Raw genomic sequence first — 24,918 nt, forward strand, 5'->3', positions numbered from 1 at the left:
CTGACCCGGCAACCGTCTTAAGACGGCGCTTTGGTCTTGCGCAAATAGGGGAAGATCGTTTCGAACTCGCCGAACTTCTCTTTTGCTTCGTCGTTCGACACTGCAGGCGGAATGATCACATCTTCACCCGGCACCCAGTTGGCCGGTGTCGCCACACCCTTGGCCGACATCTGCAGCCCGTCCAGCGCACGCAGAATCTCGGCAAAGTTCCGACCCACGGTCATCGGGTAAGTCATCGACAGTTTCAACTGCTTGTCCGGGCCGATGATGAAGACCGAGCGCACGGTGGCGCTGTCGGCCGGGGTGCGGCCATCGGGCAGGTAGGCTTCGGCAGGCAGCATGTCGAAGGCTTTGGACACAGCCAAACCGTCATCGGCGATGATCGGGAAACCGGGGTTGGCGTTGCCGTATTCCTCGATATCTTTTTTCCACTTCTTGTGGTCCTCGACACCGTCGACCGACACACCGATCACCTTGGTGTTGCGGGCGGCCCATTCATCATTCAGCTGCGCAACAGCCGAAAACTCGGTGGTGCAGACAGGGGTGAAATCCTTTGGGTGCGAGAACAGAATGGCCCAGCTATCGCCGATCCAGTCGTGAAACTGAACGGTGCCCTGATCCGTTTCTGCGGTGAAATTCGGGACGGTATCGTTGATGCGCAAACCCATGGGGCATCTCCTTTCCTGTGAAAAACCTGAGTCGGTTGCTGAGAACCTAATCACTATGCGCGAAGGTTAAACCATCCACCTCACCCAAGGATACGGATTTCGTGGACAATTTGGGAGAATAATTTGATCAAATCTTCTATTGCCCCATCTTGGGATGGGTGACAGAGTGTGCGCGAACTGCCGGATGAATGCTGAACCTTCAGGAGGTCTCATGATGATCGAAAAGCGGGATTTCTATATTTACGGTCACTGGGTCGCACCGTCGCAACCCAATGATTTCGAGGTCATCAACCCCTCGACCGAGGAGCCCTGCGCGGTGATTTCGCTTGGCGCAGAAGCCGACACAAATGCGGCGGTTGCCGCTGCCAAGGCTGCTCTGCCCGGTTGGATGGCAACCCCGGTGGAAACCCGCATCGCACTGGTAGAAAAACTGGTCGACCTTTATGCGGCGCGGTCCGAGGATCTGGCCCAGGCGATGTCTCTGGAGATGGGAGCACCCATTGATCTGGCCCGCTCGGCGCAGGCGGGCGCGGGTATTTACCACCTGAAGAACTTCATCCGCGCGGCCAAGGCGTTTGAATTCGAGCGCCCGTTGGGGGGGCACGCACCGAATGATCGCATCATCTATGAGGCGGTTGGCGTCGCTGCTTTGATCACACCCTGGAACTGGCCGATGAACCAGATCACGCTCAAGGTCGGTGCGGCGGCAATCGCAGGCTGCACCATGGTTCTGAAACCATCGGAACAAAGCCCGCTGAACGCGATTATTTTTGCCGAGATGATGGACGAGGCAGGCTTCCCGCCCGGTGTGTTCAACCTGGTCAACGGCGACGGTGTGGGCGTCGGTTCTCAGCTGTCAGGTCATCCAGATGTGGATATGGTCAGCTTTACCGGCTCGACCCGCGCTGGCACTGCGATTTCGAAGAATGCCGCCGAAACGCTTAAGAAAGTGCATCTGGAACTGGGCGGCAAAGGCGCGAACGTGATCTTTGAAGACGCGGACGAGAAAGCGGTCAAACGCGGTGTGCTGCACATGATGCAAAACACCGGTCAAAGCTGTAACGCCCCCAGCCGGATGCTGGTGCAGCGCCCGATCTACGACAAGGCGGTGGAAATGGCGACTGAAGTAGCCAACATGGTCAAGGTCGGGCCAGCAGCCGAAGCAGGCCGTCATATCGGCCCGGTTGTGAATGAGGTCCAGTGGACCAAGATTCAGGACTTGATCCAGAAAGGTATCGACGAAGGCGCGCGTCTGATCGCTGGTGGCACCGGGCGGCCTGAGGGGTTGAACAAGGGCTACTACGTTCGCCCCACCGTCTTTGCCGATGCAAACAACCAGATGACCGTCGCGCGTGAGGAAATCTTTGGTCCGGTCCTGACCATGATCCCCTTCGACACCGAAGAAGAGGCCATCGAGATCGCCAATGACACGCCCTATGGCCTGACCAACTATGTTCAGACCCAAGACGGCGCCCGTGCCAATCGCATGGCGCGGGTTCTGCGGTCGGGCATGGTTGAAATGAACGGCCAATCGCGCAGCGCAGGCTCTCCGTTCGGCGGTATGAAACAGTCCGGAAACGGGCGCGAAGGCGGTGTCTTTGGCCTGGAGGACTTTCTCGAAGTCAAAGCTGTCGGTGGCTGGGCTGCTGAATAGACAGACAGTGACGTGATCCAGTTGAGAGGCACCCAAAGGTGCCTCACTCTATTTCTCAGGCATCCGCCTGAGCGGCTTCATAGGCCAGCATGGCGCGCTTGACCGGCAGGCCCCAGTGATAGCCGCCTAACCCACCCGATTTGCGCAAAGCACGGTGACAAGGGATCAGCCAGCTGACCGGGTTGCGGCCCACGGCGGTGCCCACTGCACGCACCGCCTGCGGTGAACCAACCCGCTGGGCGATCTCGGAATAGGTGGTGACCTGCCCCGAAGGGATATGCATCAGCGCTTCCCACACCTTGATTTGAAGGGGCGAGCCAATCAGGTAGAGCGGCGTTGGCTCCAGCCGGTCGCTGGCGGCACCAAAAGCGCTCAGCACCCAGGGGCGCAGGCGCATCGGATCCTCGATGAACTCCGCTTTGGGCCAGCGCGAGATCATGTCTTCCATCGCGGCCTCTTCGCCGGTCTCGGCTCCGAAGGCCATACCGCAAATCCCTTTGTCGGTACCCATCACCAGCGCTGGGCCAAACGGGCATTCGAACCAGCCCCAATAGATCGTCAAACCTTCGCCCTTGCGGGCGTATTCGCCGGGGCTCATGGATTCCCATTTCAGGAACAGATCATGCAGGCGGCCGCTGCCGGAAAGGCCGACGTTATGCGCGGTTTCCAGGGTCGTGAACCGTTCACGCAGCAGAGCCTTTGCATGGCCCAGGGTCAGGTATTGCTGGTAGCGTTTCGGCGACACGCCGGTCCAGCGCGAAAACAGACGCTGGAAGTGGGCCGGGCTCATATCCATCTGGCGAGCAAGCTCTTCAAGGCTGAGGGTTTCGCCGCCCTGATCGATCAAATCGATTGCCCGGCGCATGACGTTGTAATGGTATCCGCTTTCTGGGGTCTGGACGTTCATGGTTCCACCTCATTTCCTGACAAAACCATAGCGCGCAGGTCACGCCCAAGCGACCCGGAACTTGCGCATTGGCTTTGGGCTTGTGTCATGGCCCGGCGAACGGCATTAAGGCCCGGATGGCAAAGCAACTCGACTATCATACGATCCGCGAGATTTTTACGCGCTTTCAGGATGCCGACCCCGAACCCAAGGGCGAGCTGGAGCATGTGAACGTCTATACTCTGGTCGTGGCTGTTGCCCTTTCGGCGCAAGCGACCGATGCAGGGGTCAACAAAGCCACGCGCGCGTTGTTCAAGATCGCCGACACGCCGCAAAAAATGCTGGATCTGGGTGAAGACGGGCTGATCGAGCATATCAAGACCATCGGCTTGTTTCGCCAGAAGGCCAAGAACGTCATCAAGCTTAGCCGTATTCTGGTCGACGACTATAACGGTGAAGTGCCCAATTCCCGCGCCGCGCTGCAATCGCTGCCGGGTGTCGGGCGCAAGACGGCAAATGTGGTTCTGAACATGTGGTGGCGGCAGCCAGCACAGGCCGTCGACACGCATATCTTTCGCGTCGGCAACCGCACCGGTATTTGCCCCGGCAAGGACGTGGACGCGGTCGAGCGCGCCATCGAAGATAACATACCTGCAGACTTTCAACTCCATGCACATCACTGGCTGATCCTGCATGGCCGGTACCATTGCAAGGCGCGCAAGCCGCAATGCCCGACCTGTATCATCCGTGATCTCTGTCAATTCGAGGACAAAACCTTATGAAGACCTACCAACTGACCGGCATCGGAAATGCCGTTGTGGACGTGATTTCCCAGGCCGATGACAGTTTCCTGGAACTGATGGGCATCGAAAAGGGCATCATGCAGCTGATCGAGCAGGAACGCGGCGAGGTGCTGTATGCCTCGATGGAAGGCCGCGTGCAGACGCCGGGTGGGTCTGTCGCCAATACAATTGCGGGTGCCGGTGCGCTGGGGCTGGATGCCGCTTTTATCGGTCGCGTGCACGACGACGCGCTGGGCCGGTTCTATGCGGACGCGATGAACGAAGACGGCGTGGATTTCGTTAACCCGCCTGTGCCGGGGGGAGAGCTGCCGACCTCGCGCTCGATGATCTTTGTCTCGCCCGATGGCGAGCGGTCGATGAACACCTATCTGGGTATTTCCTCGGAACTGTCGTCTCAGGACGTGTCCGATGATGTCGCCGGCAACAGCCAGATCATGTTCCTCGAGGGCTATCTGTTCGACAAGGAAAAGGGCAAGGCCGCGTTTCTTGAGGCTGCGCGCGCCTGCCACAAGGGTGGCGGCAAGGCGGGTATCGCCATTTCCGACCCGTTCTGCGTAGAACGCCACCGGGTCGATTTCCTTCTGCTGATCGAAAACGAACTGGATTTCGTGATCGGCAACGAAGCCGAGATCAAATCCCTGTTCGAAACCGACGATCTGGATGAAGCGCTGGCTAAAACCTCTGCGATCTGCCCGTTGGTGGTCTGCACCCGGTCCGGCGACGGCGTGACCGTTCTGAACGGCGATACACGTATTGACGTGCCCGTCGAAAAGGTTGTCCCAGTCGACGCAACAGGTGCGGGCGACCAGTTTGCGGCGGGTTTCCTGTTTGGCATGGCCACGGGCCGCGATTACGAGACCTGTGCCAAGATCGGCAATGTCTGCGCCGGCGAAGTGATCAGCCATATTGGCCCGCGCCCCGAAGCGAACATGCAGGAACTGCTGCGCGCCGAAGGCTTGCTGTAAGTCGCTAAGTCACACTACTACGAGCCCCCCACATCGTTCAGTGCCCAATCGTATGTGTAGGCACTGACACGGGGGGCTTGCGTTAATCGGGCTTTCAATTCCGGCTCTGCCGCTCGCGCAATAGACGCAATCACCGCCTTTTCGCTGTCACCGAAATCCTCGCGGAACCAGATATAGATCTTCGACAGGATCAACCGCCCACGATCATCGAACCGCACCCCACGCGGGTCGTTGACATAGGCGCGCTCGGCAGCGGCGAAGTCTTCCTCAAGCGTGCTGGCCTGCCACGCCCGGTCCATCAGATTCGGGCAGCCTACGGCGGCACAATTCAAGGCATAATGGATGCGCGGCTCGTCAAACGTAGGGCGGATGATGCGATGTTCGATGTCGTTCAGCGTCAGGGTTTGACCCGCCACCTGTGCCAGAGAGCGATTCCACGGGCCAATTGACAATGGGCCGTCTTTGATATCGCGGATCGATGCAACAGGGTAATTGTTCAGAACCACGTCGACCGTCAGTGCATTGTAGAGGTTGATCCAAAAGGCCAATTGCTGATCTCGGGTCAGCCGGGCGGGATCGACCGTTTGCATATTCTTCAGATACGCCTCCAGCCGCGCATGATCGGTTTGCGTCACCTGCGCGTAGGCCACCCGATTCACACCCTGCGTGTCAGACGAGACATAGCGCGAGAGGAAGGCACTCCAATCGCTGTGATCCACCTTTGCGCCGGGCGGCAATGCCGCCTGTGTCAGTGCCGGGTTTTGCAACGGCTCCGGCGCGGGCAAAACCAAACGCTCCACGCTGGCGCAGGTGGCCAGCAACGGCAGCAGCAATACGGTAATCGCGAGTCTCATGACGTGCCCTTCCGGTTCCGGCGTTTGGCTCTCAACTGGCCCTTCAGCCGTTTGATCGGTGCCAGATCAGGATTGCCCAGCCCCGGCAGGTTGGGTTTGTTGGACAAGCTGCGGCTCGCGGCGTTCCACCATTGCGGTCCTTTTGGACCATCCAGCCGGTCCGCTGCCTGCAAATGGATATCCCGCTCGGCGTTGTGAACACACATCGACAGCGGCCCGTTTGCGGTGGCGACCATAAACACACACGCGGTGCAGCGGTCTTCCTCTAACGCATCGGCGGCCATGAAATTATGGATGAAGATGGCCTGCCGCCGGACATGTCCACGTAACAATCCCATGCCCAACCTCAGTGTAGACAGAGCCAGATGTGTTGCCACACGCAGGGCGAGCAGAGGTCGCCGCACGGCCAGTCGCAAGACGGTTGCGCGGATATCCAAATGCGCCTCTTGCCCTTCCTCAAGTTGTTCCAACGCCGCAATACCGCGCTGAACAAGGCGGTGGTTCGACAGTACCGGAACGGCCCGCCCCCCGGCGACCAACACGCTGGCATAACGATTACAACGGGAATGGCCGACTGCCGCAGCATCGAAATGCAGCGGCGTCTCATACCCGGCCTCCACTGCCCTGATCACACTGTCCTGCGTGATCGCATCGGGTCGCGCTCGCAGGACACCGCGCCCGGTATCGGCTTGCATCTGGAACGAGACAAAGGCGACCTCGGGCTGATCGCGCAGAAAACGGGCAAGGGCAGGAAGTTCCGAAAAGTTGCCTTCGAACACGGTTGTGTTGAACAAGACCCGCAGCCCGAGGCCCCGCGTTCGGTCGATGTATTTGCCGCGCACATGGTTCAGCTCGACCTCGGAGTGAAACCCCGAACGTTCCTGCGTCATGTCCACGTGAAACGCCACATCTTCCAGCCCGGCCGCTGCCAGACGGGTCAGGAATGCGCGGCTGGCGCGGATACCGTTTGTCATCAGGCAGGATCGCATGCCCAGCCTGCGGATTTCGCGGCACAGAGCCTCAAGATCCTCGACCTTGCGCAGGGTTGGGTCACCGCCGGTCAACTGAACCGAGACGCCATCTCCGTAATGGCTATGGATTATGGCCAACCGCGCTAACAGAACCGAGAGAGGCGGATCATAGGTCATCTCGGCCCGGTCCGAGAGATAGCAAAGCGTGCAATCCAGATTGCAGCGCTGCGTCACCTCCAACGCCACGCAGGCGACCGGGTAGAACCGCCCGGCCGTCTGACCGGCACCATATTCACCGCAGCGGTGCAGCCCGTCACGCAGCGGGGCGCGACGATCCGTACCGATGAACCTTCGACCAGCGGGCTCAATCCTGGAATAGCCTGGCGCGTTATCCTTCATACGCGCCAAGCTAATGAGGGGGTTCAGACCAAACCACGCCCCCTCACGCCAACGTGCAGCGTGTTGATCGTGTCAGCCACAGCAACCAACGGCTGTTTTGACATCTTTAGAAACCGGTGCTTCTTCCAGATTGGCGCCGCGTCCCAACCAGGTACGCTGTGACAAGTAGAAGTCGGTGAACTGCGACGTGAAATCCCCAGACACGGATTTCTCCGGGATACCGGTGTCCAGCAACGCCCGCTGCCACGCTTTTACTTTGGGATAGGCAGCCAACATGTCATGCCCGTTGTGATCCGAAACAATGGCCGCGCGGTGCAAAAGTGGCAGCCACGCGATGTCCACATTGCCAAGTGTCGTTCCCCCAAAAAACGGACCATCCCCCAACTGCTTTTCCGCCTTCTCGAAGGACGTCTTCAGTTTGGCCATGCGCTCTTCAAAAACCCACTGATCAGCGCTTTGCATGGTGCTGCATTGCGCCAGATAATGTTTGCTGGCCTGATAGCTCCAGGCTCGGTTCAGGGCGCGCTGTTCCGGTGTCAGAGCCTCCTGCAAGGGCGCGGTTACCTCATCAATGTATTCGATAATGGCATCGGATTCGAACAAGGGCGTTCCCGCTTCGGTAACCAGCACGGGCACTTGACCGGTTGGGGACAGCGCCAGAAACCAATCGGGTTTGTCGCTGAGGCTGATGTAGTCGATCTGATAAGGTACCTGCTTGGCTTCGAGCATCGCAGTCACGCGCTGAACGAACGGGCAGATTTTGAAACTGATGATACGGATCATACGTCTTTCCTTTCCGGGTGGTTTCATCTGTCAGACGAAGCCCACCCCAAAAAGACGACGTTTGGATCAACAATTTTTGCAGGCCGGTGTTTTTTCCTGAATGTCCGCAATATTGCCTCGCACATCCATTGAGATATCACAGCAATCTTCGAACGCTTTTCTCAATTCGGCCCGACCCTTTTGCACGCGCGATTTGAGGGTCGAATAAGACAGATCATGAGAGGCGGCATAGTCACGCTGCGATACACCGTGAATGTCGATGGCCATCAACATTTTCGCCGTTTCGTCAGGTAATCCGAGAATGAAAGGCTCGACACAGCCTTCAAGGTCCTGACGGGTTTCCGGATCATCGCTTTGATACCAGAGGTCATCCGGATGCGCCTGTACGCGCGCTGATTTGCGGTAGAAATCGATGATCGTTCGATCTGCCATCTGAAACAGCCAGGGTTGCAGCTTGGTCGGATCTTTCAAACTGGGCAGACCCCTGAACACTTTGATCGAAATCTCTTGCAGCAGATCGTCAACATCCGCCGTATTGGACACGCGCGAATGCAGGAACGCCTTCAGGCGCGCACGGTATTTGGGCCAGATGTCTTCAATGCGCATGCAAGTTTATGACAGATGATCCGCAAAAGCCGCAACCACCTGCTCATAGACCTCCCGTTTGAAAGGCACGATCTCTTGGATCAACCGGCTGGGTTCCTGCCATTTCCAGCGTGTGAATTCCGGGTGTTCAGTCTGAATATCGATCTGGTCGTCCAGGCCGGTGAAGCGCAACAGGTACCATTTCTGCTCTTGCCCGCGATAACGGCCCTTCCAGATTTTGGGCACGATGTCATGGGGCAGATCGTAGGGCAGCCAGCCGTCGGTTTCTGCAATGACCTCAACCAGATCAGCAGTTACGCCGGTTTCCTCCCACAGCTCACGTAAGGCCGCGTCGTGCGGGTCTTCGCCTTTGTCGACGCCGCCCTGTGGCATCTGCCAGGCGTCCTTATGGCGGTCATTGCGCTGACCTACGAAAATCTTGCCCTCGGCATTCATCAGCATCAGCCCGACGCAGGGCCGATAGGGCAGTTTGGCGATTTCTTCGGGGGTCATACGCGGCCTCATCGGGTTGTTTCGCCCACCTCTAGCAATCGCCAGCGCAACAGCAAAGAGGGTGACGTGGGGTTTCGCGTGACAAAGTTGACGCGAACGTCAATCTAACAGGCAAATTCGGGAGGGAGAGTTTTGCCATGACTGCGTACCCAAACATGCTGGCCCCGCTGGATCTGGGCTTTACGACCTTGAAGAACCGCGTGCTGATGGGTTCGATGCATACCGGGCTTGAGGAAACCGGCGACTGGAACCGGGTGGCGGAATTCTATGCGGATCGGGCGCGCGGTGGCGTGGCATTGATGGTGACGGGCGGGATTGGCCCCAACCTCGAAGGCTCGGTCCTGCCCGGCGCGTCGATGATGACCAACGACACAGAAGTGGCGAACCATTCCATCGTGACCCAGCGCGTGCATGAAGCGGGCGGAAAGATCGCGATGCAAATCCTGCACGCGGGCCGTTACGCCTATGGTCCGAAATGTGTGGCCCCGAGCCCGGTGAAATCGCCGATCTCTCCGTTCCCGCCCAATGAGCTGGACGAGGAAGGGATCGAGAAGCAGATCGCCGACATCGTGAACGCCGCCCGTTTGGCCCAAAAGGCAGGGTATGACGGGGTCGAGATCATGGGCTCGGAAGGGTATTTCCTGAACCAGTTCATCGTGACCCATACCAACAAGCGCACCGACCGCTGGGGTGGGTCCTATGAAAACCGGATACGACTGCCGATCGAGGTCGTGCGCCGCACGCGCGAGGCTGTGGGCGCGGATTTCATTATCATCTATCGCCTGTCGATGATCGATCTGATCCCCAATGGCTCGACCCATGACGAGGTTGTGCAACTGGCGCAAGAGATCGAAAAGGCCGGCGCCACGATCATCAACACCGGCATTGGCTGGCACGAGGCGCGGATTCCGACCATTGCCACCAGCGTTCCCCGCGCAGCGTTCGCGTGGGTGACGAAAAAGCTGATGGGCAAAGTTGGAATCCCGGTGATCACCTCGAACCGCATCAATACGCCCGAGGTCGCCGAAGAGGTTCTGGCAACCGGCTGCGCCGATATGGTCTCTCTGGCGCGGCCGATGCTGGCAGACGCGGATTTCGTGAACAAGGCGATTGCGGGTGAGAGTGCCAAGATCGCGCCGTGCATCGCCTGCAATCAGGCCTGCCTGGATCACACGTTCAGCGGCAAGCTAACATCCTGTCTGGTCAACCCGCGCGCCTGTCATGAGACGGAATTGGTGATTGAGCCAGCCGCAATGCGCAAGACGGTTGCGATTGTTGGCGCGGGCCCCGCCGGTCTGTCCACCGCAATGACCGCAGCCCAGCGCGGGCATGACGTTACCCTGTTCGACCGCGCTGCTGAATTAGGCGGTCAGCTGAACATGGCCAAGCAGGTCCCGGGTAAAGAAGAGTTCTGGGGGTTGGTCGACTGGTATCGCACCATGATGGACGATCTGGGCGTAAAGGTGGAACTGAACCGTGAGGTCAGCGCCGATGACTTGACCGGCTTTGACGAGGTGGTCATCGCCACCGGTGTCTCTCCGCGTGATCCGCAGATTCCGGGACAGGATCGCGACAACGTTCTCAGCTATATCGACGTGTTGCGTGGCAAGGCCGAGGTCGGCAAGTCCGTCGCAGTAGTCGGCGCTGGTGGTATCGGCTTTGACGTGTCGGAGTTTCTGCTGGAAGACGGCCACAGCGCCACAACCGACCTGCCGCTTTGGATGAAGGAATGGGGTGTGACCGACCCGGACGAACACCGCTCGGGTCTGGCACCAGAAGGTCCACAGCCGACGGCACCTGCGCGAGATGTCACCTTGCTGCAGCGTAAGAAGCAGGCTCATGGTAAAGGTTTGGGCAAAACCACCGGCTGGATTCATCGCACGACGCTGAAAATGAAGAATGTCAATTTCGTGGGTGGCGTGAACTATGAGCGCATCGACGAGGACGGTCTGCACATCAGCTTTGGCGAAGAACGCGCGGACCCGACTGTAATCGCGGCGGACAACATCGTGCTTTGCGCTGGTCAGGTCTCGGACCGGTCGCTGGCGGACGCTTTGATCCAACGCGGGCTCACCCCGCACGTGATTGGCGGCGCGGATGTCGCGGCGGAACTGGACGCCAAGCGGGCGATCAATCAGGGCACACGGCTGGCGGCCACGTTCTGACCCGAATATCAAATTTGCGCTTAACGAAGCCGTCTCGTATGAGGCGGCTTTTTTCATTCCGATTGACTTTCTTGTTACCAATGTACATATGTACTATATGAGTCAAAAAATAGAACGCACCCAAACAGGAATTCGGATCGAAAAGCGCCTGCTGAAAGTCCTCAAAGGACTGGCAGAGTCGTTGGACATGACCCTTGGCGACCTGATTGAGGGCATCGCCCTGCACAGCTTTGAAAACAAGCCAGCGTTTTCCGAGGATACGCTGGAAAAAATCAAACAGCTCAAAAGTGTCTACGACCTCGACTGGACAGCCGAAGACAGTCACCGCTTCAAGGAGGACGAAGAATGAGCGCCGACATCACCAGTGCGTTTGAGGCACACGCCATCGACAACGCGACATTCGGACATGCCGAACATGTACAGGTCGCATATGATCTGCTGCGCAAGTACGATTTCATAGATGCCGCCGCGATCTATGCCAAAGGCATTCGCACGCTTGCGGCCAAAGCAGGTGCCCCGGACAAGTTCAACCTGACAATCACTTACGCGTTCATGAGCCTGATTGCAGAGCGTCTCGCCAACACTCGAACCGAGAGCTTTGAGGCATTCACGCAAGACAACCCAGATTTGATGGCCAAGACCGTACTCGACCAATGGTACTCAAAGGAACGGTTGAATTCGACGCTGGCACGCGGCGTTTTCCTGTTGCCCACCGCGGCATAAGAACTTCGAAGATAAGGGCGCCCTACTCCACCGTAATCGTAATCACTTCGGACACAATCGGAGTAGCGTGCGGCACATGACCTGCATCGCCCAGAACCAGTTGCAGCGTGTGCTGACCTGCAGGAAGATCCAGCGTCACCTCGGTCTGGCCACCGCCGAAATGCAGATGGTTATCATCCGATGGCAAGCCATAGGCCAGCTCATCCGCGCCATCCTCGCCCTCGCCCAGTGGGGGGCGGTCGATCAGCAAGTGGTGATGGCCGGTGTTTTCTTTCTCGGTCCCGGCAGGAGCGACGCCCATACCGCTGAGGCCAAAGACAACAGTGACCGGCGATTGCACGGTGTCACCGTCCGATAAATTGACGAAATAGACCTTTGCATCGGGATTCGAAGGTGTCTCGCCCCCGGCTTGTGCGATACCAACCGACAGACAAAGGGCAATGATCGCGAAAACGGTTTTCATAGTCTCCTCCCAGGTCACAAAAATGCCATTCTCAAACTCACACTTTAGCGCAATTGTCCTGAAAACACAGTATCACAGGGTCTGAGGCGAGTTTGGAAACCACTGTTTCTGCGTTTCTCATACGCAAACGATCCGATTCAAATCCCTGATATTATCCCATGTCTGCCCCGTTTCCGCCCAGATTCAGGGTCATGGTTGGGACGGAAATCAAGATCTGGGGAACGAGTATGGACCGACTTACCGAAATGGAAGCCTTCGCCAATGTGGTGGACCAGGGTGGCTTCACCGATGCGGCCAAAAAGATGGGCATCTCCAAATCGGCCGTGTCCAAACACGTATCGAGCCTTGAAGCGCGTCTGGGCGCCCGGTTGCTGAACCGCACCACGCGACGGGTGTCACCAACGGAAATCGGACTGGCCTATTATGATCGCGCGCGTCGCGTTCTGAATGATGCGGGTGAAGCGGATTCGCTGGTCACATCGATGCAATCGGCCCCGTCCGGCCTGTTGCGCATCAGCGTTGCCACGGATTTCGGCGTCAATCACCTGTCGCCGGTCCTGTCCGAGTTCCTTTCCGCCTACCCCGACATCACCGTGAACATGGTTCTGAACAACCGTTACGTCGAGCTGATTTCCGAAGGATTTGACGTGGCCGTGCGCATTGGTGAGCTGGAAGACAGCACATTGCGCGCCCGCAAACTGACCGAGACGGTCAAACGCATGGTCGCCGCGCCCAGCTATGTCGAACGATTTGGCCGTCCGCAGAAGATCGACGATCTGAACGAACACAAGCTGCTGCACTACTCCAGCCAGTCCTCGGGCAATGTCTGGAAGCTGACTGCACCCTCCGGCGAAAAACGTCAGGTGCGCACTGCAGGCTGGCTGAGCGTGAATGACGGCCAATCCCTGCTGAACGCAGCCGTTTCTGGCCTGGGGATCGCTTATCTGCCCAGCTATCTTTATGCCGAAGCGTTGAAAGCCGGGCTGGTCGTCGATGCCATGCCGTCTTTGCCGGACGAGGTTCAAGGCGTGTACGCCGTCTACCCGCCGGGTCGTTTCACCCAGCCCAAAGTTCGGGCTTTCATCGATTTCCTCGTCGACTCCTTCCACGAGAAGGGTCCGATGGACTGGTAATTTCTCCCTGAAGACCTCCCTGTGGCCCGCATGTGAAAGTGCGGGTCTTTTTTTGCCGATGATCGACAGCCCCATGGACCGTGCGGAAGGGCAGGGGCTTTCCGTCAACCCATTCTGGCCCGGCGGTGGAGACTCAGAGATGCGCGCCAGCACATGCCGCGACCAGCTTGCCGCTTTACCTGCTGTGCGTCAGTTGACCAGCAGAACCGCTTCGACCCGGCGGTTCAGGTCGCGCCCTTCGGGTGTTGCGTTCGACGTGATCGGAGACAGATATCCGACACCCTGCGCTTCGATCCTATCGGATGCCACGCCATGCGCGTCGATCAGCCGGGTGCGCACGGCCTCGGCCCGGCTTTTGCTGACAGCGATGTTCGCCTGCAACGCTCCGGTATCATCGGTATGGCCCACCAGCGCCAATCGCACCTTGGGGTTTTCGGTCAGGTACGTCGTCAGCAAGGCCAGAGATTCAAATGGCCCGTCGCCCAGCGCAACCTCGCCTGTCGGGAAATGCAGATCATCAAGGATGACATGGCCCGATGTCCTTAAAGCGTCCAGCAATCCGACCGTGCCCTCGACCGCTTGCTCGATTACAACCGGATCCGGGTCCGGCGCATTCTGCGGCGTCACCCGGATCATCTGAACGTAGCCGTCCGGAGGATTGCGGCTGACCAGCAGACTGAGGGCAACCGGCCCCTTGGTCGCCGACAAAAACCGATAATCCTGAATGGCCACATACATATCCGGGGTCGGCACAACTTCGGTACCAAAGCGGAAATCGAACCCGCCGCAAGTACGGGCTTCGCATTCGAATTGAATCTCATAGCCTTGAGCCTCGATCTGATCCCGTAACGGTGCCAGAAGCTGCAAGGTCGTGCTGGACCCCGCCTGAAGTCGCCAGGTAAACCGTTCGACATGCCCCTCGATCGTGTCGGCGGGGACAGAGCCATTTGTGTAAGGCCCGGTGGGCAGGTCATAGCTGTCCAGCGGTGAGGTCCGGTCGCTGATCTGGCGCGCGCTTGCCGGCAGGGTCAGATCCTGCGCCAGAACCGGCCCTGCCAGTAGCATTGAAATGAGGGCGGCCGCTCGGATCATCGGAACTGCGCGTGATATTCTTCGTTGGGCTCCATCGCGGTCGCGCTGGCCACTCGGTTGGACATGTTGAAAAACCCGGTGACATTGGCGATGTCCCAGATGTCCCGGTCCGTAAAGCCCACGTCACGCAAGCTTTGGCGGTCAGGCTCCTCAATCTCGGCGCTGGCAATCGTCATCTTGGCGGCAAAGTCCAACATCGCACGTTGCCGAGGCTCCAGCGGCGCGACGCGGTAATTCATCACCAGCATCTCACCCAGTTGCGGATTGCCCGATAGCTGCCGAACCGCCGCGCCGTGCGCGACCAGACAGTAGAAGCATTTGTTGATGGACGAGACGACCACGGCGATCATCTCGCGCTCGAGTTTTGACAACCCGCTGTCGGCCAGCATCAGGTCGTTATACATCGCCGTGAAGGCGTTCAGCTTGTCGATGTCGAACGCGTTGGCTTTTAGCACATTTGGCACCATGCCCAGCTTTTCGACACAAACATCAAAGTATTTCTGCGTCTCCTGCGGCAATGGATCGACCATGGGCAGGTTCAGCGCAGTGGGCATGTCTTTTTGTGTCACGACGACCTCTTCAGTTCAGACAAGGTGACGGTAATGGTATTTGCCTGCGATCTCCATCCCGAGGGAGCGATAAAGACCATTGGCACCTGTATTCGCTTTGGTGCAGATCACACTGAGGCTCTGCGCACCGTTATCTCGCGCCCAAAACGCTGCGGCACGCATGGTCCAATGGCCCAACCCCTGACGACGATGCTCAGGCAGGATTTCAATCGCGTGAACCATTGCCACATCCCCATGCATCGCCACAAAGGCCGCGCCACCGGGTTTGTCATTGTGGCGCAACAAGAAGCCGGTCTTGGGGCCTTTGGCGCGCTCCATAACGGCCAACCGTTCCTGCCCGATACCGCCCGAGGCCCAGATTTCGCGCATGATCTCAAGCGGTTCCCAGATCGAAAACACCGTGATGCGGGGAAGCTTTTGATCCGTCAGATGAAGGACGGGGCAAACGTAAATATTGACCGGGTCCAGAATGTCATACCCCCGGCGGGCCAACTGAGCATCCAGCGCCTCATCGCCGGGCCGCAAACAGAAGATGCGTTTCTGTCCCATGGACTGCATTGCGGCCTCTGCGGCGTCAATCTCCGCCTCGGTTGCCGGGTCCTGCGCACTGGCTGCGGACACGCGCGATCCCCCGCCCTGGCCTTCGCGCAATTGAAATGGGCCAAGCCTCTGATACCCCGCTGCGGGCCAGGTGCCGTCGACAATTTCAGTCCAGTTGAAGTTCACAGTTCAAGCTCTTTCGCCAAGCGGGTTGTGGCCGCATCGATCCGCCCTCCATCTGTGCCGCGGACCACTACATTGGCCCCGAAGACACCGTTGATCTGAAACGGGTAGCACCCGATGGACAGGTCGCTGAACTCCTCGGCCAATGCAGACAGGATTGCGGCAATATCGCCCTCACCACGATCCACGCGCAGGGTTTGCGACAGCAAGGGGCTGCCGCCGGTCAGCGTTGGCAGAACACTGGCCACCATCGCCTGAAAGACCAGTGGAACACCGGCCATCACATGCACATTCGTCAAGGTAAAGCCCGGCGCGGTCGAGACCGGATTGTCGATCAGCACAGCTCCTTCCGGGATGCGCGCCATGCGAAGGCGGGCGGCATTCAGCTCCAGCCCGGACTTTTCGTAATGCGCCTGCAGCAGCGCGCGCGCGTCATCGCGTACATCAATTGGAGTGCCAAAAGCCCGTGCAATGCAATCTGCGGTGATATCGTCATGGGTCGGGCCGATGCCGCCGCTGGTAAAGACATTGTCATAGGTGTCGGAGAGAGATTTGACGGCCCCCTCAATAGCAGCAGCGTCATCGCTGACGATGCGGACCTCTTTCAGATCGATGCCGTGCTTGGTCAGTTCCTGCGCCAGAAAGTGCATGTTCGCATCACGGGTGCGACCGGACAGGATTTCATCCCCGATAACCAGCATTGCTGCGGTTGGATTGGCCATGGCACTGTCCCCCTCTTGATCGTCTTCAGGGGCAGGTATAGGCCCTGAACCATGCGATTTGAAACCCCCCTTGTCCCCGCCCGCCTGATCCGCCGCTATAAACGCTTTCTGGCCGATTGCGCGCTGGAAGACGGGCACGAAGTGACGGCCCATTGCGCGAATCCGGGGTCGATGATGGGGTTGGCCGAACCGGGCGAGAAAATCTGGCTGGAACCCAATGACGATCCGAAGAAAAAGTTGAAATACGGCTGGCGGCTGGTGGATCACGAGAACGGGCATTTCACCGGCGTCGATACCTCGGTCCCGAACCGCACGCTGCGCGCGGCACTGCAGGCAGGTGAGATTCCCGAGCTTGCCGCCTATGACACCGTACGGCCCGAGGTGAAATACGGCGAAAACAGCCGCATCGACTTCCTGTTGACCGGCGAGGGCCTGCCAGATGCCTATGTCGAGGTGAAAAGCGTTACCCTCTCTCGCCATCGCGGTCTGGCCGAGTTCCCCGACAGCGTCACCGCGCGCGGCACCAAACATCTGGGAGAGCTGGCGTCAATGGTCGCACAGGGGCACCGGGCGATCATGCTGTATCTGGTGCAGCGCACGGATTGCGACCGATTTGCGCTGGCGGCGGATATCGACCCGGCCTATGCGACGGCATTCGAGACGGCACAGTCGAAGGGGGTGGAGCGGTTGGTGTATGGGACGAAGATTTCACCGGATGGGGTTTGGTTGGACATGAATGGAACCAGGATGAATGAATGACCGCATTGAGCCCAATTGGTATTCTTCATATGGCCAAAAGCAAGCTGCAAAACTGTTCCAAAAATCGAACTTAGTGACATTGCCCTCTTGACCAAAGGCTCTGCATTCCAAACGATCAACAAAACACTACGGGATCACTCAGTATTGAAACCAACAACCGTGAAAAACCGTAACTTCCTATTCTGGGCGGCGGGTGGATGGTTACTATTAACCGTCGCGACTGGTGTTTACTTTCTGTTTCAGGCAACGGTGCCATCGGCAGACGTAGCGAGCGTTTCACGGTCTAACGTCTACAATCTGAGCGTGGGGAGTTTTGAACCTGGCCAAACTGCAACGTTCAAGCTTGACGAAGTTCCTGTGATCGTTTGGCGGCGAGATTTTGAACAGAAAGTTCAGGCTCTTGAGTTGCTTGGTATTGATTTCAGCGGAAGTGCAAGCCTTCTCGAAGAGGTCCGGGCTAACGTAGAAATAGAGATCGAACCTGACCGCGTTTTGAGGTTCGAATGGTTTGTCGTGAGCCCAATCAACACTGGCGGGCATGGGTGCATCGTACTACCGGATGCCGGGGATTTCGGGGGCTTCTATGACCCATGCCAAGGTGTTCATTTTGATCTTTGGGGGAGGGTCAGAGTAGGGCCAACTGAAGTGGACCTTCAGGTTTTGCCATGGCGTTTCTCCGACGATGGTAGTGCAATCGTCGTCGACGTAGGCGACGCACCAAGACTCTAAAAGCAGCACCATAAGCCAGCGACAGAGCAAGGACAGCTTTGTCCGCATAGCACAGTTTGCTTGCTTTACCGCCTGAACATAATCGCCGACACCGACACTCAAAATAACTTCCGCCGGTTGACGCTTGAAGTTACCGTTTTTTGCGCCATCTGATTTCCGAAACCCCACACCCTCTGGTACTTTCTGCACAAGCAGCGTAAAAGGAATGCTGCGCGCAACTTTTGGAGCTTAGCGTCGATGAAAGAACATCGTGGCCGCCTGACCAAGGACGGCATCCGCATCTATGAACAAGGTGACTTTGCCGGGATGCACGCGGCAGGGGCTTTGGCGGCGCGGATTCTGGATGATATTGCCGAACACGTGTTTCCGGGCCAGACCACGGGTGCAATTGACGGGCTTATCACCCAGATGGTTGAAGACGCCGGCGCGACCTCGGCCACCATTGGCTACAAAGGGTATCAGCACGCCAGCTGCATCAGTGTGAACCATGTGGTCTGCCATGGCATTCCCGGCGAGAAAAAGCTGAAGGATGGCGACATCCTGAATATCGACGTCACCGTCATCGTGGATGGCTGGTTCGGCGACACGTCACGCATGTATGTGGCGGGCAAACTGCCGCGCAAGGCGGAACGGTTGATCCAGGTGACCCACGATGCGCTGTTCAAGGGCATCGAGATGGTCAAGCCGGGCAACACGTTCGGGGATATCGGCCACGCAATTCAGGCTTATGTCGAAGCGCATCGGATGAGCGTCGTGCGTGATTTCTGCGGCCACGGACTGGGCCGGGTGTTTCACGCGCCGCCAAATGTGCTGCATTACGGCCGTCCGGGCACCGGTGCGGTTCTGGAAGAGGGCATGTTCTTTACCATCGAGCCGATGGTCAATCTGGGTCGCCCCGAAACCAAGACGCTGGCCGACGACTGGACCGCCGTAACCCGCGACAAGTCGCTGTCGGCGCAGTTCGAGCATTCGGTGGGCGTGACGTCCGACGGGGTTGAGCTTTTCACCCTGTCACCCGGCGGCAAGTTCCACCCGACCTATTCCTCCTGATCGGCGGCCTGTTCGCGCAGGAGTTTCAACAACATCGTCTCGGACCCCCACGGCGTCACTGCGTCGTGGATGAAGACCGGTGCGCGCATGGGCTTGGGGTCGGGGCCAGTTGTAACGTCGGTATCCTTGGAAAAGGTCCAGAGGGGTGGTGTCAAAGCGCGGTCCATGGCGCGAGCTTACCACGGTCGGGTCAAATTCCCAAAAGGGCCGGAACCTCGGCCATATCGGTAAAGACCTCCGCCCCGAGTGCGACCAGTTTTTCACCATTTCCGTGAGGCACATAGGCCAGGCAGCGCATTTTGGCACGGGCTGCTGCGGTGGCTCCGCTGGCGCTGTCTTCAATCACCACCGGATTCTGCGCGCCGAATTGCTGCGCGGCAGTTAGGAACATGGTGGGATCAGGCTTGCCGACGCCCATCGTGTAGGCCGAGAACATCACATCCTTGAAGCGATCCCAAAGGCCATTCTGCCCCAGAGTGACCCGCATTTTGTCCGGTCCACCATTTGACGCAACGCAGAAGGGGAGTCCCCGCGTATCCAACAGCGTCAGCAATTCTTCTATGCCCGGAACCAACGGAACACCCTGCCGCAAGTGGGCATCGGTTTCTGCATCGAATTCTTCGATCCAGTTCTTGGGCAAATCGGCCCCCAAACCACGCGCGATGTCCTGCACTTCCGGCATGGTTTTGCCGGTAAAAATCCGGTGGCATTCCTCTGCCGTCAAGGACAATCCATGTCGGGCAAAGTTCGCTACCATCACCTGATTGGACAGGGGCTCACTGTCGACCAGAACGCCATCGCAATCGAAAATCACCAGATCATGCATCTGGATCGCCGCTCCACATCAGCGTGATATGCGTGTCGCCATATTTTCGGCTGTCATGCAATGTGAACCCGACCGGGGCCTGCATCGGGGTGTTTTCCTCCCACACGAGCAGTGCGCCGTCGGCGATCCAGCCATTGGCCGGCGCGGCGACAGCTTTCTGGCCCATGGCTTTCCCGTAAGGCGGGTCAAGGAAGATCAGATCATAGGGCGCACCCGGGTTTTCACCCAAGCGGGTCGCATCGCGTCGGATCAGGTCCGTTCGATCCCTGCTGCGGGTCAGATCGATATTCTTGCGGATCAGCCCCTGCGCTACCCGCCCGTCATCAACAAAGGTAACATGCGCCGCGCCGCGCGACAGCGCCTCGAGCCCCAGCGCGCCGGTACCTGCGAACAGGTCAAGCACACGAAGGCCATCGAAATCGATCTGATGAGCCAGCACATTGAACAGGCTTTCGCGCACCCTGTCGGTGGTCGGGCGCAGATGCGCGCCTGCATCGCCTTTGCCGACCGAGGCCAACGCGCGGCCCCCGAATTCTCCGGCGATGATTCTCACGCTTTGAGCAACGGCTTCAGGTCCGCGTCCGGGTCGGCCACGACCTCTGGATCAGCCGTTTTGCCCATCTCGATCAGGCGTTTTCCGACCATATAGGCGCGCGGGTCATTCATCGCGTCCACGGCGATCAGCTTGTCGCCGCTGTAATACCAGAAGGATACGGTCTGCCCCTCGCCCTGCCGTGTCACAACGCGGTCGTAGCCGGTGTTCAGGCCCGCAATCTGCAGTTTCACGTCATACTGGTCCGACCAGAACCACGGCGTCGCCACATAATCCTTGGCCGCACCCAACATGTTCTGGGCCACAATCTCGGCCTGATCGATGGCGTTCGGGACGCTTTCCAGACGGATGCGTGCGCCCGCGTGCGGGAACGAGGCGCAATCGCCTGCCGCCCAGATCGTCGGGTCCGATGTGCGACCATGGGCGTCGGTCTTGATGCCGTTGTCCAGTTCAAGCCCCGCCATCTCGGCCAATTGCGTCGAGGGGGCGATGCCCACGCCAACCACGACAAAATCCACCTCCAGCTCGGAGCCGTCGGTCAATACGGCACCGGTGACTTTACCATTTTCACCGATCAACCGATCCAGCCCGACGCCTTCGCGGATATCGGCCCCGTAGCCGCCGTGCAAAGAGCGGAAGTAATCGCTGGTCTCACGCGCGGCAACCCGTTGCAGGATGCGGTCCGCCATCTCGACCAGAGTGACCTTGACGCCCCGCTTGGCGCAGACGGCCGCAGCCTCAAGCCCGATGTAACCACCGCCTACGATCAGCGCGCGGGCTCCTTCGGTGACTTTGGGTTCCATGTCGTCGATATGGGCCAGATCGCGCACCACATGGACGCCCTCCAGATCACCACCAATGGCGGCAGGCAGGCGGCGCGGGTCTGATCCGGTGGTCAGCGCCAGCTCGTCATACGAGATGACTTCATCGCCCAGAGTGACCGTTTTGGCCTTGGGGTCGATGCCGGTGACGCGCTGCCCCAGACGCAGGGTGATGTTGTTTTCGGCATAAAAGTTTTCGGGCCGCAGGAACAGGCGTTCCAGCTCCATCTCACCCAGCAGATAGGCCTTGGACAAAGGCGGGCGCTGATAGGGCAGATGCGGCTCAGCCCCGATCAGAGTGATCTCTCCGTCAAACCCGTCTTTGCGCAGACGCGCCACCAAAGACGCACCCGCCTGCCCTGCGCCGATCACGACAATATGGCTCATGTTTCACCCACCCTGCAGTTTTCCCGTGGTCTCATCGTTTCGACCACCTATATTGCGGCAGAGCCCAATTCTGCAAATCCTAATGACAGGAGCCAAAAAATGATTTCAACAGGAGATACCCTACCCGAAGCCACACTGACCCAGATGGGTGCGGACGGGCCGGAAGAAGTTCGCGTTTCAGACAAGACCAAAGGCCGCAAAGTGGTGATCTTTGCCGTGCCCGGCGCCTTCACACCAACCTGCCATTCCGCGCATGTGCCCAGCTTTATGCGCACGAAAGACCAGTTCGATGCCAAAGGTGTGGATGAGATCATCTGTATTTCGGTCAATGACCCGTTTGTCATGAAGGCCTGGGGCGAAGCCACGGGCGCGACCGAGACCGGATTGACCATGCTGGCGGATGCCGCCTCGGAATTCACGAAGGCCATTGGCATGGATTTCGACGCACCGCCTGCTGGCCTGATCGCCCGTTCCAAACGCTATGCGATGCTGGTCGAGGACGGCAAGGTCACCGCCCTGAACCTGGAAGAAAACCCCGGAGCCTGCGAGATTTCCGCCGGTGAAGGTCTGCTGGACGTGATCTGATTTTCCATGGCCCCGGTCTGTCCGGGGCCATTTACAGCCAATTTAACTTGAAGCAATGCCCCATTGCGCAAATACTCGGCGTATAAATCCGGGGAGTTCTTTATGAAACTTAAGGCATTTTTTCTCATCTTGTCGGGCGCGGCCCTGTTGACGGCCTGCGGACCGGCGCCCACCCCACAGCAGCAAGCTGCGCGCCAGCACGAAATCGCGTGTCTCAGCGGCACTCTGGGCGGTGCACTGATCGGCGGCGCAATCGGAAACCAATTCGGCGGTGGATCGGGCAAGACGATCCTGACCGCGGCAGGCGCTGCCGCCGGTGGCTTTGAAGGCCAAAGATTCGCGTGCTGAGGAGGGTGGACATGACACGGGCAATTTTCGTAATCGCAGCCGCTTTTCTCGCCTCGGCACTTCATGCCGAAACCGTGGCCGAGCTGCATGAAAAAGAACTGAACGCAATTGACGCAAACAATGACGGGTTCTTGTCCAAGGACGAGTTCAATGCGTTCTCGGATTATGCGTTTCAGACAATGGATGAAGACAAGAACGGCACTCTGGGTCTGGACGAGGCCAAGCCGTTTCTGGACATCAAGCAGTTTCAGAATGTTGACCGGAACAGGGACAACTTTATTTCAAGAGCGGAATATGACGCGCAGATGGATAAAGATTTCAACACGGCGGATCAGGACGGCAACGGCCAGCTGGATTAATCCCGCCAGGGACGGGAGTTTGGTATGAACAAATGGATTGGTTTGGGCGCTTTGGCACTGATCGCGGCCTGCGATGTTCCGCAGGCCCCCGTGGTGACGGGACCGGACGGAGAAGCCCGCATTCAGATCAACTTGTCCGGGCTGACCTGCTACCAAAACCGGTGTCTGGATATCAACCCGGCCGCGCGAAGTGTGCGCCAGATCGGGAATAAGACCACGAGTATCCCACGATCCATTGACGTCAGCGACGGTACTGTCACGCCCGCCGAGTTCAGGCAGATGGGCACCGCCGCATCCCTCGCCGGTGGCGAAGGTTCAGGCATGGATCGCTAGCACAGGCTGTCCATCTTTCGGGCCAGCTTGGCGTCCAGCGATGACAATCCACCCACGTCGTGGGTGGACAAAACAACCTCGACAGTACGGTAAACGTTGGACCACTCGGGGTGGTGGTTCCATTTTTCGGCCCAGATCGCCACTTGCGTCATCCAGCCAAAGGCGTGCACGAAGTTGTCGAAAATGAAGGTCTTGGTGATCGCGTCGCGGCCCTCGACCATGGTCCAGCCGTTTTTGAACAGCGGATCCAGAAGCGGGCCACGGGTCTCGGTCGACAAAAGTTCAGTCATTGCTGTTCCTCCGGGTTCGATTTCCTGAATGGACCGTAATCCGTCAGAATCTCGATCTCTTCTCCCACTGCACGGCCTTCGGCGTCCAGAAATTTTTTGACCGCATCGGCAAAACCCGGATCGCCAACCCAGTGCAAGCTATGCGTGCGCGTCGGCAAATAGCCTCGCGCCAGCTTGTGTTCGCCCTGTGCGCCCGCCTCAACCCGGGCCAGACCGTGGGCAATGGCAAAGTCTATCGCCCTATAATAGCACAGTTCGAAATGCAGACAGGCATGATGTTCGGTGCATCCCCAATACCGGCCAAAAAGCGTTTCACGGCCAATAAAGTTCAACGCGCCCGCGATGGCATAGCCGTCCCGTTCCGCCAGCACCAAGGCCATGTCATCCGCCATGGTTTCCTGCGCGATGTCAAAGAACTGACGCGTCAGATAGGGTGAGCCCCACTTACGTGCTCCGGTATCCTGATAAAACCGCCAGAACGCATCCCAATGCACGGGGTGCAACTCATCCCCGGTCAGGGTGCGGATTTCACCGCCAAAGCTACAGGCCTGCGCCCGTTCCTTGCGGATATTCTTGCGCTTGCGCGACGACAAGGCCGCAAGGAACCCGCCGAATTCAGCGTAGCCGTCGTTCAGCCAGTGAAACTGCTGCGAGCTGCGCAGCATCAGGCCCATCTGTTCTCCGGCCAGCGCCTCGTCCTCGGTGCAGAAAGTGGCGTGAACCGACGAAACCTGATTGTCCGCCGCCAGTTGCACCGCGCCTTGCACGAGGGCCGACATTCCGATCCTCTCATACCCCGGGCGCACCAGAAAACGCCGCCCGGTTGCAGGTGTGAACGGCACGGCAATCTGGAGTTTGGGATAATAGCGCCCGCCCGCACTTTCATAGGCATGGGCCCAGCTGTGATCGAAGATGTATTCGCCCTGACTGTGCGATTTGGCGTACATCGGCGCCGCGGCGATCAGCAACCCGTCCAGAAAGGCGGTCAGGTATTGCGGCTGCCACCCCGTGCCACGCCCGACCGAACCGCTTTCCTCAAGCGCCAGCAAAAAGCGATGGGTGGTGAAGGGATCAAGAGGCCGCCCGCCATCGGCGGTCTCGGGGCAGGCGCAGGCATCCCACTCTGCCGCTGATATCTGCGACAGAGCGCCCAGTACCTGAACCTCGATTTGTGCCTGATCCATGTGTCCTCCGCGCCTGCCCTTTA

The 24,918-nt window shown here is 58.6% G+C and carries 32 protein-coding genes; 14 read left to right on the forward strand and 18 right to left on the reverse strand.

Going from position 1 to position 24,918, the window contains the following annotated elements:
* Nucleotides 1–17: 17 nt before the first annotated feature.
* Complete coding sequence (locus tag ACR0LF_RS11395) at nucleotides 18–668, reverse strand: peroxiredoxin (protein WP_480579855.1); 651 nt, start codon at nucleotides 666–668, stop codon at nucleotides 18–20.
* Nucleotides 669–882: 214 nt separating this feature from the next.
* Here ACR0LF_RS11395 and ACR0LF_RS11400 point away from each other — a divergent pair, with 214 nt between their 5' ends.
* Complete coding sequence (locus ACR0LF_RS11400; RefSeq protein WP_480579959.1) at nucleotides 883–2,322, forward strand: aldehyde dehydrogenase family protein; 1,440 nt, start codon at nucleotides 883–885, stop codon at nucleotides 2,320–2,322.
* A gap of 55 nt (nucleotides 2,323–2,377) precedes the next feature.
* Here ACR0LF_RS11400 and ACR0LF_RS11405 read toward each other — a convergent pair whose 3' ends face one another.
* The gene (locus tag ACR0LF_RS11405) at nucleotides 2,378–3,229 is read right to left on the reverse strand and encodes a methylated-DNA--[protein]-cysteine S-methyltransferase (protein ID WP_480579853.1); all 852 of its coding nucleotides are present in this window, start codon (nucleotides 3,227–3,229) and stop codon (nucleotides 2,378–2,380) included.
* Between the two features lie 116 nt (nucleotides 3,230–3,345).
* Between ACR0LF_RS11405 and nth the strand changes: the two genes are divergently transcribed.
* Together nth and ACR0LF_RS11415 are read left to right on the forward strand one after the other, a co-directional pair.
* Nucleotides 3,346–3,990 (forward strand): endonuclease III, encoded by a 645-nt coding sequence (nth, locus tag ACR0LF_RS11410; protein ID WP_480579851.1) that lies wholly within the window; start codon nucleotides 3,346–3,348, stop codon nucleotides 3,988–3,990.
* Nucleotides 3,987–4,976 carry an adenosine kinase gene (locus ACR0LF_RS11415; RefSeq protein ID WP_480579849.1) on the forward strand — a complete coding sequence of 330 codons (990 nt, stop codon included), beginning with the start codon at nucleotides 3,987–3,989 and terminating at the stop codon, nucleotides 4,974–4,976. Before nth ends, ACR0LF_RS11415 begins: the two co-directional genes overlap by 4 nt.
* 17 nt (nucleotides 4,977–4,993) lie before the next feature.
* Here the strand turns inward: ACR0LF_RS11415 and ACR0LF_RS11420 are convergent, their stop codons facing one another.
* The 5 genes from ACR0LF_RS11420 to ACR0LF_RS11440 form a co-directional block, all read right to left on the reverse strand.
* Nucleotides 4,994–5,830, reverse strand: coding sequence for a DUF547 domain-containing protein (locus tag ACR0LF_RS11420; protein WP_480579847.1), 837 nt, complete (start codon nucleotides 5,828–5,830; stop codon nucleotides 4,994–4,996).
* Nucleotides 5,827–7,200 (reverse strand): radical SAM protein, encoded by a 1,374-nt coding sequence (locus tag ACR0LF_RS11425; RefSeq protein ID WP_480579845.1) that lies wholly within the window; start codon nucleotides 7,198–7,200, stop codon nucleotides 5,827–5,829. Before ACR0LF_RS11425 ends, ACR0LF_RS11420 begins: the two co-directional genes overlap by 4 nt.
* A gap of 72 nt (nucleotides 7,201–7,272) precedes the next feature.
* On the reverse strand, nucleotides 7,273–7,983 hold the full coding sequence (locus ACR0LF_RS11430) for a glutathione S-transferase family protein (RefSeq protein WP_480579843.1): 711 nt from the start codon (nucleotides 7,981–7,983) through the stop codon (nucleotides 7,273–7,275).
* A gap of 66 nt (nucleotides 7,984–8,049) precedes the next feature.
* On the reverse strand, nucleotides 8,050–8,589 hold the full coding sequence (gene sigZ, locus ACR0LF_RS11435; RefSeq protein WP_480579841.1) for an RNA polymerase sigma factor SigZ: 540 nt from the start codon (nucleotides 8,587–8,589) through the stop codon (nucleotides 8,050–8,052).
* Nucleotides 8,590–8,595: 6 nt separating this feature from the next.
* Nucleotides 8,596–9,081 (reverse strand): RNA pyrophosphohydrolase, encoded by a 486-nt coding sequence (locus ACR0LF_RS11440; protein ID WP_480579839.1) that lies wholly within the window; start codon nucleotides 9,079–9,081, stop codon nucleotides 8,596–8,598.
* Between the two features lie 137 nt (nucleotides 9,082–9,218).
* Here ACR0LF_RS11440 and ACR0LF_RS11445 point away from each other — a divergent pair, with 137 nt between their 5' ends.
* From ACR0LF_RS11445 to ACR0LF_RS11455, 3 genes are all read left to right on the forward strand, one after another.
* Nucleotides 9,219–11,246, forward strand: coding sequence for an FAD-dependent oxidoreductase (locus ACR0LF_RS11445; RefSeq protein ID WP_480579837.1), 2,028 nt, complete (start codon nucleotides 9,219–9,221; stop codon nucleotides 11,244–11,246).
* Nucleotides 11,247–11,343: 97 nt separating this feature from the next.
* Nucleotides 11,344–11,595 carry a hypothetical protein gene (locus ACR0LF_RS11450; RefSeq protein ID WP_480579835.1) on the forward strand — a complete coding sequence of 84 codons (252 nt, stop codon included), beginning with the start codon at nucleotides 11,344–11,346 and terminating at the stop codon, nucleotides 11,593–11,595.
* The gene (locus ACR0LF_RS11455) at nucleotides 11,592–11,969 is read left to right on the forward strand and encodes a hypothetical protein (protein WP_480579833.1); all 378 of its coding nucleotides are present in this window, start codon (nucleotides 11,592–11,594) and stop codon (nucleotides 11,967–11,969) included. Before ACR0LF_RS11450 ends, ACR0LF_RS11455 begins: the two co-directional genes overlap by 4 nt.
* Before the next feature lie 22 nt (nucleotides 11,970–11,991).
* Here ACR0LF_RS11455 and ACR0LF_RS11460 read toward each other — a convergent pair whose 3' ends face one another.
* Nucleotides 11,992–12,432: a DUF4399 domain-containing protein gene (locus ACR0LF_RS11460; RefSeq protein WP_480579831.1), complete on the reverse strand. Its 441-nt coding sequence runs from the start codon at nucleotides 12,430–12,432 to the stop codon at nucleotides 11,992–11,994.
* 227 nt (nucleotides 12,433–12,659) lie between these two features.
* Here ACR0LF_RS11460 and ACR0LF_RS11465 point away from each other — a divergent pair, with 227 nt between their 5' ends.
* On the forward strand, nucleotides 12,660–13,565 hold the full coding sequence (locus ACR0LF_RS11465) for a LysR family transcriptional regulator (protein WP_480579829.1): 906 nt from the start codon (nucleotides 12,660–12,662) through the stop codon (nucleotides 13,563–13,565).
* 189 nt (nucleotides 13,566–13,754) lie between these two features.
* On the opposite strand, the gene ACR0LF_RS11470 is transcribed toward ACR0LF_RS11465, so the two are convergent.
* The 4 genes from ACR0LF_RS11470 to ACR0LF_RS11485 are packed head-to-tail and all read right to left on the reverse strand — an operon-like array spanning nucleotide 13,755 to nucleotide 16,671.
* Complete coding sequence (locus tag ACR0LF_RS11470; protein ID WP_480856335.1) at nucleotides 13,755–14,657, reverse strand: OmpA family protein; 903 nt, start codon at nucleotides 14,655–14,657, stop codon at nucleotides 13,755–13,757.
* Nucleotides 14,654–15,211, reverse strand: a complete 558-nt coding sequence (locus ACR0LF_RS11475) for a peroxidase-related enzyme (protein ID WP_480579956.1) — start codon at nucleotides 15,209–15,211, stop codon at nucleotides 14,654–14,656. The genes ACR0LF_RS11470 and ACR0LF_RS11475 overlap by 4 nt, the downstream gene beginning before the upstream one ends.
* Before the next feature lie 30 nt (nucleotides 15,212–15,241).
* Nucleotides 15,242–15,952 (reverse strand): GNAT family N-acetyltransferase, encoded by a 711-nt coding sequence (locus ACR0LF_RS11480; RefSeq protein WP_480579825.1) that lies wholly within the window; start codon nucleotides 15,950–15,952, stop codon nucleotides 15,242–15,244.
* A complete protein-coding gene (locus tag ACR0LF_RS11485; RefSeq protein WP_480579823.1) occupies nucleotides 15,949–16,671 on the reverse strand; it encodes a competence/damage-inducible protein A in 723 nt (240 codons plus the stop codon). Before ACR0LF_RS11485 ends, ACR0LF_RS11480 begins: the two co-directional genes overlap by 4 nt.
* Nucleotides 16,672–16,722: 51 nt before the next feature.
* On the opposite strand from ACR0LF_RS11485, the gene sfsA reads away from it, so the two are divergent.
* The 3 genes from sfsA to map all read left to right on the forward strand — a co-directional run bounded on the left by sfsA (nucleotide 16,723) and on the right by map (nucleotide 19,209).
* Nucleotides 16,723–17,430, forward strand: a complete 708-nt coding sequence (gene sfsA / locus ACR0LF_RS11490; protein ID WP_480579821.1) for a DNA/RNA nuclease SfsA — start codon at nucleotides 16,723–16,725, stop codon at nucleotides 17,428–17,430.
* 15 nt (nucleotides 17,431–17,445) lie between these two features.
* A complete protein-coding gene (locus ACR0LF_RS11495) occupies nucleotides 17,446–18,159 on the forward strand; it encodes a Rieske (2Fe-2S) protein (RefSeq protein ID WP_480579819.1) in 714 nt (237 codons plus the stop codon).
* Nucleotides 18,160–18,396: 237 nt separating this feature from the next.
* The gene (gene map / locus ACR0LF_RS11500) at nucleotides 18,397–19,209 is read left to right on the forward strand and encodes a type I methionyl aminopeptidase (RefSeq protein WP_480579817.1); all 813 of its coding nucleotides are present in this window, start codon (nucleotides 18,397–18,399) and stop codon (nucleotides 19,207–19,209) included.
* Here the strand turns inward: map and ACR0LF_RS11505 are convergent.
* Genes ACR0LF_RS11505 through ACR0LF_RS11520 form a run of 4 tightly spaced genes read right to left on the reverse strand, consistent with a single transcriptional unit; the run spans nucleotide 19,197 to nucleotide 21,796 of the window.
* On the reverse strand, nucleotides 19,197–19,364 hold the full coding sequence (locus ACR0LF_RS11505) for a hypothetical protein (RefSeq protein ID WP_480856336.1): 168 nt from the start codon (nucleotides 19,362–19,364) through the stop codon (nucleotides 19,197–19,199). The two genes, map and ACR0LF_RS11505, sit on opposite strands and share 13 nt — an antisense overlap.
* Before the next feature lie 35 nt (nucleotides 19,365–19,399).
* A complete protein-coding gene (locus tag ACR0LF_RS11510; protein ID WP_480579813.1) occupies nucleotides 19,400–20,035 on the reverse strand; it encodes an HAD family hydrolase in 636 nt (211 codons plus the stop codon).
* Nucleotides 20,028–20,588 (reverse strand): 16S rRNA (guanine(966)-N(2))-methyltransferase RsmD, encoded by a 561-nt coding sequence (gene rsmD, locus ACR0LF_RS11515; RefSeq protein WP_480579811.1) that lies wholly within the window; start codon nucleotides 20,586–20,588, stop codon nucleotides 20,028–20,030. The genes ACR0LF_RS11510 and rsmD overlap by 8 nt, the downstream gene beginning before the upstream one ends.
* Entirely contained in the window at nucleotides 20,585–21,796 is a 1,212-nt protein-coding gene (locus tag ACR0LF_RS11520) for an NAD(P)/FAD-dependent oxidoreductase (RefSeq protein ID WP_480579809.1), read from the reverse strand. Before ACR0LF_RS11520 ends, rsmD begins: the two co-directional genes overlap by 4 nt.
* A 99-nt stretch (nucleotides 21,797–21,895) precedes the next feature.
* On the opposite strand from ACR0LF_RS11520, the gene ACR0LF_RS11525 reads away from it, so the two are divergent.
* The 4 genes from ACR0LF_RS11525 to ACR0LF_RS11540 all read left to right on the forward strand — a co-directional run bounded on the left by ACR0LF_RS11525 (nucleotide 21,896) and on the right by ACR0LF_RS11540 (nucleotide 23,421).
* Entirely contained in the window at nucleotides 21,896–22,381 is a 486-nt protein-coding gene (locus ACR0LF_RS11525; protein WP_480579807.1) for a redoxin family protein, read from the forward strand.
* A gap of 102 nt (nucleotides 22,382–22,483) precedes the next feature.
* Nucleotides 22,484–22,729 (forward strand): glycine zipper 2TM domain-containing protein, encoded by a 246-nt coding sequence (locus tag ACR0LF_RS11530; protein WP_480579805.1) that lies wholly within the window; start codon nucleotides 22,484–22,486, stop codon nucleotides 22,727–22,729.
* 11 nt (nucleotides 22,730–22,740) lie between these two features.
* Nucleotides 22,741–23,088: an EF-hand domain-containing protein gene (locus ACR0LF_RS11535; protein WP_480579803.1), complete on the forward strand. Its 348-nt coding sequence runs from the start codon at nucleotides 22,741–22,743 to the stop codon at nucleotides 23,086–23,088.
* A gap of 24 nt (nucleotides 23,089–23,112) precedes the next feature.
* On the forward strand, nucleotides 23,113–23,421 hold the full coding sequence (locus ACR0LF_RS11540) for a hypothetical protein (protein ID WP_480579801.1): 309 nt from the start codon (nucleotides 23,113–23,115) through the stop codon (nucleotides 23,419–23,421).
* Here the strand turns inward: ACR0LF_RS11540 and ACR0LF_RS11545 are convergent.
* Together ACR0LF_RS11545 and ACR0LF_RS11550 are read right to left on the reverse strand one after the other, a co-directional pair.
* Nucleotides 23,418–23,711, reverse strand: a complete 294-nt coding sequence (locus ACR0LF_RS11545; protein ID WP_480579799.1) for a 4a-hydroxytetrahydrobiopterin dehydratase — start codon at nucleotides 23,709–23,711, stop codon at nucleotides 23,418–23,420. The two genes, ACR0LF_RS11540 and ACR0LF_RS11545, sit on opposite strands and share 4 nt — an antisense overlap.
* Entirely contained in the window at nucleotides 23,708–24,895 is a 1,188-nt protein-coding gene (locus tag ACR0LF_RS11550) for a GNAT family N-acetyltransferase (RefSeq protein ID WP_480579797.1), read from the reverse strand. The genes ACR0LF_RS11545 and ACR0LF_RS11550 overlap by 4 nt, the downstream gene beginning before the upstream one ends.
* Nucleotides 24,896–24,918: the final 23 nt, after the last annotated feature.

The sequence above is a fragment of the Ruegeria sp. E8 genome (genome assembly GCF_056533985.1).

Excerpts from the sequence above, each read along its gene's own strand:
- ACR0LF_RS11395 (WP_480579855.1), bottom strand. The coding sequence starts at position 668 with ATGGGTTTGCGCATCAACGATACCGTCCCGAATTTCACCGCAGAAACG.
- ACR0LF_RS11400 (WP_480579959.1), top strand. The coding sequence starts at position 883 with ATGATCGAAAAGCGGGATTTCTATATTTACGGTCACTGGGTCGCACCG.
- ACR0LF_RS11405 (WP_480579853.1), bottom strand. The coding sequence starts at position 3,229 with ATGAACGTCCAGACCCCAGAAAGCGGATACCATTACAACGTCATGCGC.
- nth (WP_480579851.1), top strand. The coding sequence starts at position 3,346 with ATGGCAAAGCAACTCGACTATCATACGATCCGCGAGATTTTTACGCGC.
- ACR0LF_RS11415 (WP_480579849.1), top strand. The coding sequence starts at position 3,987 with ATGAAGACCTACCAACTGACCGGCATCGGAAATGCCGTTGTGGACGTG.
- ACR0LF_RS11420 (WP_480579847.1), bottom strand. The coding sequence starts at position 5,830 with ATGAGACTCGCGATTACCGTATTGCTGCTGCCGTTGCTGGCCACCTGC.
- ACR0LF_RS11425 (WP_480579845.1), bottom strand. The coding sequence starts at position 7,200 with ATGAAGGATAACGCGCCAGGCTATTCCAGGATTGAGCCCGCTGGTCGA.
- ACR0LF_RS11430 (WP_480579843.1), bottom strand. The coding sequence starts at position 7,983 with ATGATCCGTATCATCAGTTTCAAAATCTGCCCGTTCGTTCAGCGCGTG.
- sigZ (WP_480579841.1), bottom strand. The coding sequence starts at position 8,589 with ATGCGCATTGAAGACATCTGGCCCAAATACCGTGCGCGCCTGAAGGCG.
- ACR0LF_RS11440 (WP_480579839.1), bottom strand. The coding sequence starts at position 9,081 with ATGACCCCCGAAGAAATCGCCAAACTGCCCTATCGGCCCTGCGTCGGG.
- ACR0LF_RS11445 (WP_480579837.1), top strand. The coding sequence starts at position 9,219 with ATGACTGCGTACCCAAACATGCTGGCCCCGCTGGATCTGGGCTTTACG.
- ACR0LF_RS11450 (WP_480579835.1), top strand. The coding sequence starts at position 11,344 with ATGAGTCAAAAAATAGAACGCACCCAAACAGGAATTCGGATCGAAAAG.
- ACR0LF_RS11455 (WP_480579833.1), top strand. The coding sequence starts at position 11,592 with ATGAGCGCCGACATCACCAGTGCGTTTGAGGCACACGCCATCGACAAC.
- ACR0LF_RS11460 (WP_480579831.1), bottom strand. The coding sequence starts at position 12,432 with ATGAAAACCGTTTTCGCGATCATTGCCCTTTGTCTGTCGGTTGGTATC.
- ACR0LF_RS11465 (WP_480579829.1), top strand. The coding sequence starts at position 12,660 with ATGGACCGACTTACCGAAATGGAAGCCTTCGCCAATGTGGTGGACCAG.
- ACR0LF_RS11470 (WP_480856335.1), bottom strand. The coding sequence starts at position 14,657 with ATGATCCGAGCGGCCGCCCTCATTTCAATGCTACTGGCAGGGCCGGTT.
- ACR0LF_RS11475 (WP_480579956.1), bottom strand. The coding sequence starts at position 15,211 with ATGCCCACTGCGCTGAACCTGCCCATGGTCGATCCATTGCCGCAGGAG.
- ACR0LF_RS11485 (WP_480579823.1), bottom strand. The coding sequence starts at position 16,671 with ATGGCCAATCCAACCGCAGCAATGCTGGTTATCGGGGATGAAATCCTG.
- sfsA (WP_480579821.1), top strand. The coding sequence starts at position 16,723 with ATGCGATTTGAAACCCCCCTTGTCCCCGCCCGCCTGATCCGCCGCTAT.
- map (WP_480579817.1), top strand. The coding sequence starts at position 18,397 with ATGAAAGAACATCGTGGCCGCCTGACCAAGGACGGCATCCGCATCTAT.
- ACR0LF_RS11510 (WP_480579813.1), bottom strand. The coding sequence starts at position 20,035 with ATGCATGATCTGGTGATTTTCGATTGCGATGGCGTTCTGGTCGACAGT.
- ACR0LF_RS11520 (WP_480579809.1), bottom strand. The coding sequence starts at position 21,796 with ATGAGCCATATTGTCGTGATCGGCGCAGGGCAGGCGGGTGCGTCTTTG.
- ACR0LF_RS11525 (WP_480579807.1), top strand. The coding sequence starts at position 21,896 with ATGATTTCAACAGGAGATACCCTACCCGAAGCCACACTGACCCAGATG.
- ACR0LF_RS11530 (WP_480579805.1), top strand. The coding sequence starts at position 22,484 with ATGAAACTTAAGGCATTTTTTCTCATCTTGTCGGGCGCGGCCCTGTTG.
- ACR0LF_RS11535 (WP_480579803.1), top strand. The coding sequence starts at position 22,741 with ATGACACGGGCAATTTTCGTAATCGCAGCCGCTTTTCTCGCCTCGGCA.
- ACR0LF_RS11540 (WP_480579801.1), top strand. The coding sequence starts at position 23,113 with ATGAACAAATGGATTGGTTTGGGCGCTTTGGCACTGATCGCGGCCTGC.
- ACR0LF_RS11545 (WP_480579799.1), bottom strand. The coding sequence starts at position 23,711 with ATGACTGAACTTTTGTCGACCGAGACCCGTGGCCCGCTTCTGGATCCG.
- ACR0LF_RS11550 (WP_480579797.1), bottom strand. The coding sequence starts at position 24,895 with ATGGATCAGGCACAAATCGAGGTTCAGGTACTGGGCGCTCTGTCGCAG.